Source organism: Nocardioides montaniterrae (assembly GCF_054782655.1).
On record NZ_BAAGSB010000020.1, the window covers coordinates 1 to 14329 of the forward strand.

At 72.8% G+C, this 14329-nt stretch carries 14 protein-coding genes; 3 read left to right on the top strand and 11 right to left on the bottom strand.

Annotated elements, in window-relative coordinates; all coding sequences use genetic code 11:
- Positions 1-134 precede the first annotated feature (134 nt).
- Both topA and ACYVJ3_RS16465 read right to left on the bottom strand, forming a co-directional pair.
- Complete coding sequence (topA, locus tag ACYVJ3_RS16460) at positions 135-2861, bottom strand: type I DNA topoisomerase (protein ID WP_460854163.1); 2727 nt, start codon at positions 2859-2861, stop codon at positions 135-137.
- A 155-nt stretch (positions 2862-3016) separates the two neighbouring features.
- Positions 3017-3706 carry a hypothetical protein gene (locus ACYVJ3_RS16465; RefSeq protein ID WP_460854164.1) on the bottom strand — a complete coding sequence of 230 codons (690 nt, stop codon included), beginning with the start codon at positions 3704-3706 and terminating at the stop codon, positions 3017-3019.
- Here ACYVJ3_RS16465 and ACYVJ3_RS16470 point away from each other — a divergent pair.
- On the top strand, positions 3690-3821 hold the full coding sequence (locus ACYVJ3_RS16470; RefSeq protein WP_460854165.1) for a hypothetical protein: 132 nt from the start codon (positions 3690-3692) through the stop codon (positions 3819-3821). The two genes, ACYVJ3_RS16465 and ACYVJ3_RS16470, sit on opposite strands and share 17 nt — an antisense overlap.
- Positions 3822-3828: 7 nt before the next feature.
- Here ACYVJ3_RS16470 and ACYVJ3_RS16475 read toward each other — a convergent pair whose 3' ends face one another.
- A complete protein-coding gene (locus tag ACYVJ3_RS16475) occupies positions 3829-5319 on the bottom strand; it encodes a DUF7059 domain-containing protein (RefSeq protein WP_460854166.1) in 1491 nt (496 codons plus the stop codon).
- A 43-nt stretch (positions 5320-5362) separates the two neighbouring features.
- Positions 5363-5701 carry an STAS domain-containing protein gene (locus ACYVJ3_RS16480; protein ID WP_460854167.1) on the bottom strand — a complete coding sequence of 113 codons (339 nt, stop codon included), beginning with the start codon at positions 5699-5701 and terminating at the stop codon, positions 5363-5365.
- 142 nt (positions 5702-5843) lie between these two features.
- On the opposite strand from ACYVJ3_RS16480, the gene ACYVJ3_RS16485 reads away from it, so the two are divergent.
- Complete coding sequence (locus ACYVJ3_RS16485) at positions 5844-8177, top strand: DEAD/DEAH box helicase (protein ID WP_460854168.1); 2334 nt, start codon at positions 5844-5846, stop codon at positions 8175-8177.
- Positions 8178-8183: 6 nt separating this feature from the next.
- On the opposite strand, the gene ACYVJ3_RS16490 is transcribed toward ACYVJ3_RS16485, so the two are convergent.
- From ACYVJ3_RS16490 to ssd, 7 genes are all read right to left on the bottom strand, one after another.
- Entirely contained in the window at positions 8184-8528 is a 345-nt protein-coding gene (locus ACYVJ3_RS16490) for an Rv3654c family TadE-like protein (protein WP_460854169.1), read from the bottom strand.
- On the bottom strand, positions 8525-8884 hold the full coding sequence (locus tag ACYVJ3_RS16495) for a TadE family type IV pilus minor pilin (protein WP_460854170.1): 360 nt from the start codon (positions 8882-8884) through the stop codon (positions 8525-8527). The genes ACYVJ3_RS16490 and ACYVJ3_RS16495 overlap by 4 nt, the downstream gene beginning before the upstream one ends.
- A 3-nt stretch (positions 8885-8887) precedes the next feature.
- Entirely contained in the window at positions 8888-9070 is a 183-nt protein-coding gene (locus tag ACYVJ3_RS16500; protein ID WP_460854171.1) for a DUF4244 domain-containing protein, read from the bottom strand.
- A 175-nt stretch (positions 9071-9245) separates the two neighbouring features.
- On the bottom strand, positions 9246-9971 hold the full coding sequence (locus tag ACYVJ3_RS16505) for a type II secretion system F family protein (RefSeq protein WP_460854172.1): 726 nt from the start codon (positions 9969-9971) through the stop codon (positions 9246-9248).
- Positions 9968-10729: a type II secretion system F family protein gene (locus ACYVJ3_RS16510; RefSeq protein ID WP_460854173.1), complete on the bottom strand. Its 762-nt coding sequence runs from the start codon at positions 10727-10729 to the stop codon at positions 9968-9970. Before ACYVJ3_RS16510 ends, ACYVJ3_RS16505 begins: the two co-directional genes overlap by 4 nt.
- Positions 10729-11889 carry a TadA family conjugal transfer-associated ATPase gene (locus tag ACYVJ3_RS16515; protein WP_460854174.1) on the bottom strand — a complete coding sequence of 387 codons (1161 nt, stop codon included), beginning with the start codon at positions 11887-11889 and terminating at the stop codon, positions 10729-10731. The genes ACYVJ3_RS16510 and ACYVJ3_RS16515 overlap by 1 nt, the downstream gene beginning before the upstream one ends.
- Positions 11886-12926: a septum site-determining protein Ssd gene (ssd, locus tag ACYVJ3_RS16520; protein ID WP_460854175.1), complete on the bottom strand. Its 1041-nt coding sequence runs from the start codon at positions 12924-12926 to the stop codon at positions 11886-11888. The genes ACYVJ3_RS16515 and ssd overlap by 4 nt, the downstream gene beginning before the upstream one ends.
- 142 nt (positions 12927-13068) lie before the next feature.
- Between ssd and ACYVJ3_RS16525 the strand changes: the two genes are divergently transcribed.
- Complete coding sequence (locus ACYVJ3_RS16525) at positions 13069-13863, top strand: HAD family hydrolase (RefSeq protein ID WP_460854176.1); 795 nt, start codon at positions 13069-13071, stop codon at positions 13861-13863.
- Positions 13864-14329: the final 466 nt, after the last annotated feature.

Consider the following 14329-nt stretch of genomic DNA (forward strand, 5'->3'; position numbering starts at 1 on the left):
GGATCGCTCTACGCACCACAACGCTCCTTGCGGGTCAGCGTTGCTTAGACCGATGGATTCCGCGGCGTTGCAACCCATGGGAAGCGCAGGTTTCCCTACATACCTTGGGAAACCTGCACCGTCGGCGAATCGCCTCAGGCCTTCTTGGCAGCCGTCTTCTTCGCGGCGGCCTTCTTGGCGGGAGCCTTCTTGGCAGCCGTCTTCTTCGCCGCCGCCTTCTTGGCAGGAGCCTTCTTCGTGGTCTTCTTGGCCGTCTTCTTCGCCGGACCCTTCGCCCGGCGCTCGGCCAGCAGCTCGGCGGCCCGCTCGGGGGTGATGCCCTCGACGGTGTCGTCCTTGCGCAGGGTGGCGTTGTACTCGCCGTCGGTGACGTACTCACCGAAGCGGCCGGCCTTGACCACGATCGGCTGACCCGAGACGGGGTCGTTGCCGAGCTCCTTGAGCGGCGGGGCCGCGGCGGCGCGACCGCGCTGCTTGGGCTGGCTGTAGATCTTCAGCGCCTCGTCGAGGGTGATCGAGAAGATCTGGTCCTCCGACCCGATCGAGCGCGAGTCGGTGCCCTTCTTGAGGTACGGCCCGTAGCGACCGTTCTGGGCCGTGATCTCCTCGCCGGACTCCGGGTCGGCGCCGACGACGCGCGGCAGCGAGATCAGCTTGACCGCGTCCTCGAGGGTGACGGTGTCGAGCGACATCGACTTGAACAGCGAGCCCGTGCGGGCCTTGGCGCTCTTGGGCGCGTCCTCGGGCAGCTGCTCGGTGACGTAGGGGCCGAAGCGACCGTTCTTGGCGACGACGCGCAGACCGGTCTCGGGGTGGTTGCCGAGCTCGATCTCCTCGCCGGCCGGGTTGGCCAGCAGCTCCCGCGCCTTGGCTGCGGTCAGCTCGTCGGGCGGCAGGTCGTCGGGGACGTTGGCGCGTACGCCGGCACCCTCGCCGTCCTCCGGCGGAGCCTCGAGGTACGGGCCGAACTTGCCCACGCGCAGGTCGATGCCGGTCGGCTTGCCCTCCTCGTCGAGCACGGGGAAGGTGGCCAGCGCCTTGGCGTCGATGTCACCCAGGCCCTCGACCAGCGGCTTGACGCCGACCAGCTTGTCGGAGCCGAAGTAGAACTCCTTCAGCTCGTCGACCTTGTGCTTCTCGCCACGGGAGATCTCGTCGAGGACGTCCTCCAGGCCGGCGGTGAACTCGTAGTCGATGAGCCGGGTGAAGTGCTCGGTCAGCAGCCGCACCACGGAGAACGCGATCCACGCCGGCACCAGCGCGGTGCCCTTCTTGTAGACGTAGCCGCGGTTCTGGATCGTGGAGATGATCGAGGCGTACGTCGACGGCCGGCCGATCTCGCGGTCCTCGAGGTCCTTGATCAAGGTGGCCTCGGTGAAGCGCGCCGGCGGCTTGGTCTCGTGACCGCTCGCGCTGAGGCTGGCCGCGGAGACGCGGTCACCCTCGACGAGGTTGGGCAGCCGAGTCTCGGAGTCGTCCTTGGCGGCACCTTCGTCGGTGCCCTCGACGTACGCCTTGAGGAAGCCGTGGAAGGTGATCACGCGACCCGACGCGGAGAAGACGACGTCCTCGCCGGAGCTGGCCGCGCCGCCGAGGCGGATCGAGACGGACTGGCCGACGGCGTCCTTCATCTGGGAGGCGACCGTACGCATCCAGATCAGCTCGTAGAGACGGAACTGGTCGCCGGTGAGGCCGGTCTGCGCCGGCGTGCGGAAGCTGTCGCCGGCCGGGCGGATGGCCTCGTGCGCCTCCTGGGCGTTCTTGACCTTCGAGGCGTACACGCGGGGGCTCGGCGGGAGGTACTCGGCGCCGTACAGCTCCTGGACCTGCGCCCGGGCCGCACCGATCGCGGACCCGGACAGGGTCGTGGAGTCGGTACGCATGTAGGTGATGAAGCCGTTCTCGTAGAGGCGCTGGGCGACCGACATGGTCACCTGCGCGCTCATGCCGAGCTTGCGGCCGGCCTCCTGCTGCAGCGTGGTGGTGCGGAAGGGGGCGTACGGCGAGCGCTTGTACGGCTTGGACTCGACGGAGCGGACGTCGTACGTCGTGTCCTCGAGGGCCGTCGTGAGCGCCTCGGCCTTGCTCCGGTCGAGGTGGACGACGCCCTTCGCCGAGGACTTGAGCAGGCCGTCCTGGCCGAAGTTGCTGCCGGTGGCGACGCGGGCGCCGTCGACGGAGTGCAGCTTGGCCGGGAACATCCGGGGGTCGCGGTTGGAGCCGGCGTCGAAGGTGCCCTCGAGGTCCCAGTAGGAGGCGGCGCGAAAGGCCATCCGCTCCTTCTCACGGTCGACCACGAGCCGGGTCGCGACGGACTGGACGCGGCCGGCGGACAGGCCGGACATCACCTTGCGCCACAGGACCGGGCTGATCTCGTAGCCGTAGAGGCGGTCGAGCAGGCGACGCGTCTCCTGGGCCTCGACGAGGTCCATGTCGAGCTCGCGCGGGTTGGCCGCGGCCTCCTGGATCGCCGGCTTGGTGATCTCGTGGAAGACCATCCGGTGCACGGGGATGTTCTTGGGCTTGAGCTCGTCGAGCAGGTGCCAGGCGATGGCCTCTCCCTCGCGGTCACCATCCGTGGCGAGGTAGAGCTCGTCGGCGTCCTTGAGGAGCTGCTTGAGCTTGGAGATGTGCGACTTCTTGTCGCGCGGCACCACGTAGTACGGCGTGAAGCCGTGGTCGACGTCGATCGCCAGTCGGCCCCAGGGCTTGTCCTTGATCTTCGCCGGCGTGTCCGCGGCGTTGTTCGGAAGGTCGCGGATGTGGCCGATGGAGGACTCGACGACGAAGCCGTCACCGAGGTACCCGCCAATGGTGCGGGCCTTGGCAGGCGACTCGACGATCACCAACTTGTGTGCCACAAGGACTACCTATCTGCTGCGCTGTTCAGTGCTGCTGCGGGGGTGCTGCGGGCTCGTGAGGCGGTGCCGGGGCCCGAGTTCCGGCGCTCACGGCGAGTCACGTTAGCGCGCTTTCTCCAAAGTGCTAGCGGCCGTACGCCGTGGTGTGGGCCGGTTCACCCCAGCCGGAGCTGCGCCACGAGCCGCTTCTGGAGCCGCAGACCCGGGGCGTCGCCGACCGGCGTGGCGACCAGGAACAGGCCGAACCCGCGTCGGTTGCCGGTATCGACGACGACCGCTCGCACCCGGTCCCCGGGCACCGTGAGACCCGGCTCCTTGACCAGGATGTCGGCCTGCGCGATGAACGCCCGGTGGCCGTCGACCCGGATCGCGTGGGCCCCACGGTCGACCAGCCGGTAGGCCCCGCTGTAGCCCGTGGGGTCGTTGGCCAGGCAGGCGATGACCGCGCGCGCCGACCGCTCGAGCCGGGTGAACCCGTTGGCCCGCGGCAGGGTCCCGACGACGATCGACGAGATCCAGCCCTTGGCCACCGTCCGGGCGGTGCCGACGCTGTCGGTGAGGAAGGTGAAGCCCACGCCGACCGACGGGGAGTACCGGTAGCCCTGGCCGATCATCGACGGTGCGCGCAGCCCGCCGCCGGTCATCCACGGGCCGTGCAGGTCCCGCAGCCCGGGCTGGCCGCCGTTGCACTCCAGCGTCGAGGGGACGACGGAGCCGAGCGGGGTCGGGAGGGCGCTCGGCTGCGACGTCGGGGCGACGTACGCCGGCTCGGGCGGTGGGGCGACCGCCGGCTCGTCGTGCCCGCTGATCTTGAGCAGCACGACCGCGGTGACGAACACGAGCACGGTGACCGCGGCCGCCACGATCGTCGTCGGGCGGGTCCGCCGTGGCTCGGCGGGCTCGAACGTCCTGGTCCTCGAGCTCCTCGGCTCCTCCGGCGGTGGAGGGATCGTGCCGTAGGAGGACATCAGCCCTCGAGGAAGCCTTCGCGGACGAGCTCCTGGATCTCGGGGAGGTAGACCTCACGCAGGCTGGCCGCGTCGCGCTCGAGGATCTCGGCGACCGCGTCGAGGATCTGCCCGAGCGTCAGCTCGCCGTCGCAGGCGCCGACCACGGCGGCGACGACGGTGTCGGCCTGGCGGGCGCGCCGCAGGCCGCGCTGCTGGCGCAGCACGATGGTGGCGGGGTCCTCGGCGCCCGCGGCGCCCTGCGTCTCCTGGACGATGTCCTCGCGGAGCGTGAGGGTGCTGCCGGCGGTCACCTGTGCGGCCGTGGCGACCTGGGTCGCCCACGCGCCCAGCGCCGGCGCGATCGGCTGCTCGACGTCGTAGGGCCACTCGAGGAGCTCGGTGTGCCCGCCGGTCGAGCCGGTCGGGGCCTTGTGGACGTTGATCCAGCCGAAGCCGATGCCGCCGATCTTCTGGTGCTCCATCCAGGAGAGCCAGGTGTCGTACCGCTCGGCGTACTGGCGGCGGTCACCACCGGTCGAGGGGTGGTGGCCGGAGTCCTTGAGCCAGAGCTCGACGTACGACGCCGGGTCGAGGACCTCGCGCTGGACGACGAACGAGTCGCACTCGGCCGGCAGCCAGGCGGCCAGCCGCTCGTCCCACGGGCGGTCCTGGTCGATCACCCAGTTGCCCAGGATCTGCAGCCAGCCACCGTCGTTGAGGTGCTGCGGGGCGGTGCGGACGATGTGCTCGACGACACGGTCGCCGGGCAGGCCGGAGTCGCGGTAGACGAGCCGCTCGCCGGTGGCCGGCGAGATCACGAACGGCGGGTTCGTGGCGATCAGGTCGAACTTCTCGCCCTGCAGGCCCTCGAAGAACGAGCTGTCGCGTACGTCGACCTTGTCCTCGACCTCGTTGAGCTGGGCGTTGAACCGGGCCAGCGCCAGCGCGCGCGGGTTGACGTCGGTCGCGACGACGCGGTCGCTGTGCTCGGCCAGGTGCAGGGCCTGCACCCCGCAGCCGGTGCCGAGGTCGAGGGAGCTGGTCACGTCGTGGCGGAGCGTGAGCTGGGCCAGGGAGGACGATGCGGCGCTGATGCCGAGGACGTAGTTGCCGCTGACCACGGTCGGGCTGCCGTCCAGGCCCGGCGTCAGGTCGCTGACCACCCACAGGTCGGTGCCGTCCGCGTCGTACGGGCGACAGTCCAGGCGGGCCGCGACCTCGCCGATGCTGCTGACCAGGAAGCCGTCGGCGGCCATCTGGTCGACGATCCCCGGCAGCGCGCGCTCGGCGTCGGCGCGGTCGACCTCGCGCTGGAGCAGGAAGAGCTTGATCAGCGTGGCCAACGGGCCGGTGTCGCGCGCCGTACGCCGGTAGGCCGGCGTGGTCTCGTTGCGGCTCAGTGCCTGGTGGGCCTCGGGGCCGAGGAGCTCGCTGACGGCGTCGTAGGTGAAGTCGGCGTCCTCGAGGGCGGTCCGGAGCGAAGCGGCGAGAGCGGGTCCCAGGGTCACGGGTCCGAGGCTAGTCGGGTCGGCCACGGGACGCCGAGGGTGCTCAGACGAGAACCGCGTCCACCGTCTCGTGGATCACGAAGACCTTCGCCAGGCCCGTGATCTTGAAGATCTTGAGGAGCCGGTCGTTGTTGCAGACCAGCTCGAGGGCGCCGTCCTGCGCGCGGACCTTCTTCAGGCCGCCGACCAGGACACCCAGACCGGTGGAGTCGAGGAACTCGACCTCGGTCATGTCCACGACCAGCTGGTAGCTGCCCGCGGCGACGAGGTCACTGATGGCATCGCGCAGCTTGGGCGCGGTGTACACATCGATCTCGCCCCCCACGGCGACGATCGTGCGACCGGCGACTTCACGCGTCGACAGTGTCAAGTCCACGACCACTCCAGAGATATTCCGACTCGTCAGCGAGTGATATCAAACCACGCTTGCTGTTCCCTTGCATCGCCTCTTGTGACGTACGGGCACGCGCATCGGTTCCCGGGACCTTCCCAGGACCGTCGGAGGTCCGTGTCACGATCGTCGGGTGAGTGCCGTGCCGATCCCCGTTCCCGCCTCCGGGATCGATGCTCAGGCGGTGCTCGCGAGGCTCGTGGCGGCCCCGGGACGGGCCGATCGGCTGACCCACCTGGAGGTGCTTCCCGCCCGTGCGGCGGTGACCGCTCCGTGGCCCGCGTGGGCCGATCCTTCGGTCGTGGCCGCCTACCGATCGCGCGGGGTGGTCGCACCGTGGGCGCACCAGGTCGCGGCGGCATCGGCCGCTCGTTCGGGGTCGAGCGTCGTCCTGGCGACCGGTACGGCGTCCGGCAAGTCGCTCGCCTACCTGCTCCCCGCCCTGACCGCGATCCGGGAGTCACGCGGGCCGCGCGGGCAACGCGGCGCCTCGGTCCTGTACGTCGCCCCGACCAAGGCGCTCGCCCAGGACCAGTGGTCCTCGATCTCCGGCCTCGGACTCGACGTCCGGGTGGCCACGCACGACGGCGACAGCTCGCCCGAGCAGCGGGAGTGGACCCGCGACCACGCCGAGTACGTCCTGACCAACCCCGACATGCTGCACCGCTCGCTGCTGCCCGGCCACCACCGCTGGGCGCGGTTCTTCGGATCGCTGCAGTACGTCGTGATCGACGAGTGCCACCACTACCGCGGGGTCTTCGGCGCGCACGTCGCTCAGATCGTCCGGCGGCTGCGTCGTGTCTGCACGGCGTACGGCGCGGAGCCGGTGTTCATCCTCGCCTCGGCGACCGTCGCGGAGCCGGAGGTCGCGGCCGGCCGCCTGACCGGGCTGCCGGTCGTCGCCGTCACCGAGGACGGCTCTCCACGCGGCCAGGTGTCGATCGCGCTGTGGGAGCCGCCGCTGACCGAGCACACCGGGGAGCAGGGCGCTCCCGTGCGCCGCCCCGCCACGTCCGAGACCGCCGACCTGCTCACCGACCTGGTGATCGACGACGTCCGCACCCTGGCGTTCGTGCGGTCGCGTCGCGGCGTGGAGACGGTGGCGCTGCGGGCCGGTGAGCTGCTGGCCGAGGTGGATCCCGCGCTGGCGGGCCGGGTCGCGCCGTACCGCGGTGGCTACCTGCCCGAGGAGCGCCGTGCTCTCGAGGAGGACCTGCGCGCCGGCCGGCTGCTCGGCATGGCAGCGACGAACGCGCTCGAGCTCGGCATCGACATCGCCGGCCTGGACGCCGTCATCGTCGCCGGCTATCCCGGCACCCGGGCGGCGTTCTGGCAGCAGGTCGGCCGGGCCGGACGCGGGGCCGGCGGCGCCCTGGGGATGCTGGTCGCCCGCGACGACCCGCTCGACACCTACCTCGTCCACCATCCCTCCGCGCTGTTGGGCGCACCCGTCGAGGGCACCGTCTTCGACACCGACAACCCCTACGTCCTCGGGCCCCACCTCTGCGCGGCCGCGCAGGAGCTGCCGATCCGCAGCGACGAGCTCGAGCACTTCGGCCCGCGGACCCGGGAGATCCTCGGTGGGCTGACCGAGGCGGGGCTGCTGCGGCGCCGGGCATCCGGTTGGTACTGGACCGACAGCCGTCGCGCCTCCGACCTCGCCGACATCCGCTCGAGCGGGGCCGGCGCGGTGCAGCTGATCGAGGACGAGAGCGGCCGGGTCGTCGGGACCGTCGACGGCGGGAGGGCGCACTCGGTCGCCCACCCGGGAGCGGTCTATCTGCACCGGGGCGAGACCTGGCAGGTCGAGTCGCTCGACCTCGACGACCACGTTGCGGTGATGGTGCGCCGCGACCTGGACTTCAGCACCACCGCCCGCGAGATCACGGACATCTCGATCGTCGCCGAGGCCGAGTCCGTCGCCTGGGGCGAGTGCCGGCTCGCAACCGGCACCGTCGACGTCTCCAGCCAGGTGGTGTCCTACCTCCGTCGCCGGGCGGTGACCGGCGAGGTCCTCGACGAGACCCCGCTCGACCTCCCGTCGCGGACGCTGCGCACCACGGCGGTCTGGTGGACCGTGCCCGAGGAGGTGCTGGAACGGACCGATCTGGCGCGCGTGGACCTGCCCGGCGCCGCGCACGCAGCCGAGCACTGCTCGATCGGCCTGCTCCCGCTCTTCGCGACCTGCGACCGGTGGGACATCGGCGGTGTCTCCACCGCGGTGCACCCCGACACCGGGCAGCTGACCGTCTTCGTCCACGACGGCCACCCGGGCGGCGCCGGCTTCGCCCAGCGCGGCTACCGGACGGCCCGCACCTGGCTCACCGCCACCCGCGACACCATCGCCGCCTGCGAGTGCGACGCCGGCTGCCCCTCGTGCATCCAGTCGCCCAAGTGCGGCAACGGCAACGATCCCCTCGACAAGCGCGGCGCCGTCCTCCTGCTCAACGCCCTGCTCGACGACTGAGGCGATCTACTCCGCGGGTCCGGCCCGCGCCTCGGCGGACAGGTCGGCGCGCTGGCCGAGCCATCGTGGGCCGGTCACGCTGACGGTCACCCGCACCGCTCGACCCTCGATCGAGCAGCCACCGATCCGGGCGCCGTTGGCGCTCGCCAGGACGGCGGCCTGCCCGCAGGCGTCGCCGCCGCGCTGGAGGACCTGTGCTGCGCCGAGCGCGGCGAGGTCGGCGGCGGCCTGGGCCCTCCGGTGCGCGGCGGCCATCGCGGCGACGACCCCGAGCGCCGCCCCGACGAACAGCAGCAGGCCCAGGCACGCCACGACCAGGACCGTCGCGCCGCCGCGCTCGGACCGCGTCATGAGCCTTCCTCCTCGGCCAACGAGACCGCCTCGGCGTGCACGTCGGCGCCGGGCAGGAAGCCGAAGATGCCACCCGGCCCGGCGACCCGGCCCGCGGCGATCGCGACCACCTGCCGGCCCGAGTCGTCGACGTGGACGGTGACCCCGTCGGGCGCGACCTTCGCGCCGGCCGCGACCGCAGCGGCCGGGTCGTCGCCACGCGCGAGTGCTCGAGCGGCCTCGCGCGCGGCGTCGACGGTCCGCATCTGGGCGGTGCCGACCGACAGCAGCCAGACCAGGCCCAGCGTCACCGCGAACAGCAACGGAAGGCCCATCGCCAGCTCGGCGGTGGCCGCGCCACGTTGCGTCCGCGCCATCGCTCAGCCGATGCCGAGCAGCGACAGGACGTGGTCGAACAGCTTGTGCAGCAGACCGTCGCCGAAGCTGCCGGTCAGCAGCTTGAACAGCAGGCCCGCGAGGCCGGCGCCGGCGGCCGTGCCGACGGCGTACTCCGCGGTGGTGATGCCCCGCTCGTCGCGCGGGCGGAGGGTGGTCAGGGACATGGCGGCTCCTGTGGTTCGAGCGGTCACCCGATGCGACCGCGGCGTACCCACCCTCCGGCCGTACGCCGACATCGCCGGCCCCCTGCCTCCCGGCCTGTGGAGAGCACGCGCTCGTCCACAGGCCGGTGGACGAGAACTGGCCCGCCGTGTGACGAACGGGGCTGGAGCGACGGGCTCACCAGCCGATCGAACCGGCCAGCCCGACGACGAGCGGCACGATCCCGAGCAGCAGGAAGGCCGGCAGCAGGCAGACGCCCAACGGCACCGCAGCGCGTACGCCGACCGCCCGTGCCCGGTCCTCCACCTCCGCCCGGGAACGGCGGGCCAGCTCGTCGCCGAGCCGCTCGATCTCGGCCACTACCGGCGAACCGGTGCGGTGCGCCCGTGCCAGGGCTCGGCCGAGCGGGGCCAGCACGTCGTCCGCCGCCAGCGAGCGCCAGACGGCGGCCGGGTCGCCACCCAGCTCGAGCCGAGCGGCGACGCCGGCCAGCCGCGCGGACGCAGCGCCCGGCAGGGCGCGGGTCACCAGCCCGATCGCGGGTGCCGGCGCGGCGCCGGAGCGGAGGGCGGCGGCGAGGAGGGCGACGACGTACGGCAGGTCGCGGCGTACCTCCTCCCGCTCACGACGTACGCCGGCCGGCTCGATCCGCCCGGCCGCGGCCCACACCCCCACAGCCGCCAGGACGCCCAGCGCGGCGCCGGCGAGGCCACCGACGAGGAGAGCAGCACCCAGGCCGCCGAGGGCCGCCCAGAGCAGCCTCCAGCGCCGGAGCAGGCCGTCCGTGGTCGCCCGGGGACGCTCTCCACCGGAGCTGATCACCTCGAGCCGCCGCCGCGTCGTCAGGCCGAGGGCGACGGCACCGGCCGCGGCGAGCGCCGCCAGCAGCGCCCACCCGCTCATCGGTCGCGCTCCACGTCGGCGGCGAGTGCCTCGATCCAGGCCAGGCCGGCGATGCCGCAGGCGAGGCCCCCGGCGAGACAGGCCCAGCCGCCCGGCGTACCGAGGAGGAAGGCCCACGGGTTCGCGCCTGCTCCGCTCCCGAGCACCAGCGCCGCGACGGGCAGCACCGCGACCAGCCGCGAGGTGGCGCGGGCGGAGGCGAGCTCACCGGCCACCACGCGCCGGGTCTGCTCGGCCGCCCGCAGGTCGGCAGCGACCCGGCCGACAGCGTCGGCGAGCCCGTGCCCCGTCCGGTGCGCGACCTGCCACGCCGCCGCGACGATCCGCAGGTCCTGCGCACCGGGCAGCGCCGCGAGCTCCCGCAGGACAGGGGGTACGTCGCCTCCGCTGCGCGCCGTGCGCGCGGCCGGCTCGATCGCGGGCCAGTCGTGCACGGCCAGCGCGAGGGCGTCGACCGGCGACTGGCCGGCGCCGAGCTCGACCTGGAGCGCCTCGCAGACCTCGATGACCCGCGTCCGCGCCTCACGGGCCTGGCGCACCACGGCTTGTCGCCGCAGCAGCCGCGCGACCGCCACAGCGGCGACACCGGCGATCACCGCCAGCGCGGCGAGCGAGCCGTCGGCGAGGGGGACCAGCAGCAGGGGCGCGAGGACCAGGAGGCGCGGGACCTGCCTCCGCTCCCCCTCCAGCGACGGACCGACCGGCAGCAGCAGCGCCACCCCCGCCGCCACGGCGAGGCCGGCAACGGCCGCGCCCATCACCGCCGCCCCTCGATGAGGTCGATCAGGCGGTCGGCGGCGGGACCCTCCGCGAAGACGCCGTCCGGACCGACCGTCCCGGCCGGAACCGTGTGCACCCAGCCGTCGCGATCACGCTCGAGCAGCGCGATCTCACCGAGCCGCCGACCGCCGCCGTCGCGCGCCATGTGCAGCACGACGTCGACCGCGGAGGCCAGCTGGCTGTGCGCGGCAGCGCGACCCAGTCCCGCGGTCAGGGCGAGCGCCTCGATGCGGGCGGGGACATCGGCCGCCGAGTTGGCGTGGACGGTCCCGGCACCGCCCTCGTGGCCGGTGTTCATCGCGGCGAGCAGGTCGACGACCGCCGCGTCGCGGACCTCGCCGACGACCAGCCGGTCGGGACGCATCCGCAGCGCCTGCCGGACCAGGTCGCGCAGCACCACCGCGCCGCTGCCCTCGATGTTGGCCGGCCGCGCCTCGAGCGCCACCACCTGCGGATGCGCCGGCCGCAGCTCGGCGGCATCCTCGACGACGACGATCCGCTCGGCCGGGCCGACCTCGCCGAGCAGCGCGGACAGCAGCGTCGTCTTGCCGGTTCCGGTGCCACCGCTGACCAGCACCGCGAGCCGGGTCGTGACGACCAGCCGCAGCAGCTCGGCCGTCTCGCGGGTGAGCGTGCCGGCAGCCTCGAGCTCGGCCAGGCTGAACCCGCCGGAGCGGGGCACCCGCAGCGAGATCGCCGTACCGGGATGCGCCAACGGCGCCAGCACCGCGTGGCAGCGGGTCCCGTCGGGCAGCCGCACGTCCGCAAAGGGTTGGGCGTCGTCCAGGCGCCGGCCTCCCGAGGCCACCAGCCGCTGGGCCAGCCGTCGACACTCCTCCTCGGAGCCGATCACGACGTCGGTCACCTCGGGACCGTCGCCGCGGTCGATGCGCACCACGCCGGGGCCGTTGACGAGCACGTCGGTCACGCCGGGCATCCGCAGCAGCGGCTCCAGCGGGCCTGCTCCCACGGCGTCGCGGCGCAGCGCGTCGAACACCGCGAGCACCGTGGCGTCGCCGACCGGGCGCCCGGCGGCGCGCAGCCCTTCGGCGACCCGGTGGGGCGTCAGGTCCCCCGGACTCCGCGACAGGTGGGAGCGCGCCGCCTCGACCAGCACCGCGACCTCCGGGTCGCTCACGACAGCTCACCCAGCACGTCGGCACACGACCGCGCGAGCGGGCCGCGCAACGAGCGCAACGGACCCAGGCCCAGGTCGATCGCCTCCGCGACCCCGCGCTGGGCGCGCATCTGCGTCACCACCGGCAGGCGCACGGCACCGCGGACCTCCTCAGCCCGCAGACCCTCGCCGCGCAGCACCAGGCCGACGTCCGGGTGCTCGCCGAAGCGCGCCCGCATCCGGGCCGCACCGGCCACACCGACGACGTCGGCGGGCGTCATCACCAACAGTCGGTCGCAGCGCGCCGCCACCTCGTCGATCAGCTTGTCGGGCGACCTCGGCAGGTCCACCACGACCACGCGGTGCCCGCGCCGGGCGGCGGACAGCGCCTCCCGGACCGCGAACGCCTGCAGGGTCTGCGGTGAGGCGTCGACGTACCAGCTCAGCACGCCCAGCCGCCCGCGGCGCGGCAACGCCTCGCGCAGCGCCCGGGCCGAGATGCGCCCCGTCGTCGAGCAGAGGGCATCCCACCGGAAGCCCTCGGCGGTCTCCATGCCGAGGACCCGGTCCAGCCCCGGCCCCTGCGGGTCGCAGTCGACGACCACGGCGTCGCCGCGCCGGCTCGCCGCCTGCCCGAGCGCGCACGCGAACGTCGTGGCGCCCGAGCCGCCGGTCGCACCGATCACGCCGATCACGTCGGCGCGGCCGGGCGCATCCTCGGTCAGGTCGCTGAGCAGCTCGACGAGCCAGCCGGAGGAGACTCCGACGTCGACGACCTGACGCGCGCCCAGCTGCAGCGCGAGCTGGTAGGCACGGTCCGGTGGCGCACCCCGCGTGACGAGGTGGACCTCCGGCCGCGGGTCGGGCGAGACCTGCGCCAGGGCAGGCGCGAGGTCGAGCCCGACGAGGACGACGGGGGCGCGCGCCCACGCGAGCAGGGCGTCGAACGGGTCACGGGCGACGACGGGCGTGACGTCGGCCGCGGCCGCGAGCTGCATGAGCTCGGCGAGGAGGGATTCATCGGTGGCCACCAGCAGGGGTGCGAAGGATTCGGACATGGCCATCTCCTCGCCGAGCACCGACATCGGTACGCCGGCGTACGACCAGCCTGTGGACAACCACCCGTGAAACGCCGCCTGTGGATGACAACTGGCCCGTAATGTGGCCCGTGTGATGGGGGTCCGCACCTACGATGGGCGCATGGCTGGCCGACCGGCAGCGTTCTTCGACCTCGACAAGACGATCATCGCCAAGTCGAGCGTCCTGGCGTTCAGCAAGCCGTTCCAGGCCGGCGGGCTGATCTCGCGGCGCGGGGTCATCCGCTCGGCGTACGCCCAGTTCCTCTTCATGGTCGGCGCCGCCGACCACGACCAGGTCGAGAAGATGCGCCAGTTCATGTCGCACCTCGTCGCCGGCTGGGACGTCGCCACCGTGCGCGAGATCGTCGCCGACACGCTGCACAACGTGGTGGACCCGATCGTCTACGACGAGGCCGTCCGGCTCATCGAGGAGCACCACTCGGTCGGCCGCGACGTCGTCATCGTCTCCACCTCCGGCAGCGAGGTCGTCGAGCCGATCGGCGCCATGCTCGGCGCCGACCGCGTCGTCGCGACCCGGCTGGAGGAGGTCGAGGGCAAGTACACCGGCGAGATCTCCTACTACGCCTTCGCCGAGGAGAAGGCCCGCGCCGTCCGCGAGCTCGCCGAGACGCGCGGCTACGACCTCGCCCGCAGCTACGGCTACAGCGACTCGATCACCGACCTCCCGATGCTCGAGGCCGTCGGCTTCCCCCACGTCGTGAACCCCGACAAGGAGCTGCGCAAGGTCGCCTCCGAGCGGGGCTGGCCGGTGCTGATCTTCGTCAAGCCGGTCGCGCTGCAGTCGCGGCTCCCGGTCCCGCCCAAGCCCACGCTCGCGGCGCTCGCCGTCGGTGGGGTCGTCGCCGTCGGCGCCGCGTTCTGGGTCGGCGTACGTCGCGGCAACCAGTCGGCCTGAGCACCACCCGCCCAGCGCCGGCACAGACCTGCCCACCGTCCTCCCGACGGGCGGCAAATACAAGCCTTGAACACGCCCGCGGTCCGGCGTAGAAAGGGCTCCAAGAACTCAACAAGCAACACGTGGCCCCGGTACCCACGCGGCGATCTACCCTTCCGAATTGGGCGCCGACCGTCGGGACACCCCCGCAGCGGCAGTTACTGGTGCACGCCTGGTAGCCGAGGGATCACGTGTCAGCGGTGGCACCTGGGCGAGCTTGATCCCCTGGTGCCACCAGCGTTCTGCCCCCAAGTCGGGGGCGAGGAACGAGCGCCCGGCGTATCGAGACACGGTCGTGTCCGCGGATCAGTTGGTTTCGAAGCTCCTATCGAGTCAAGGCGGGGTAGAGCTCGCGGATGATGGCTCGTTTGAGGAGGCGGAGGGCGTCGCGTCGGGTCTTGCCTCGAGCAAGACATCGTTGGACGTA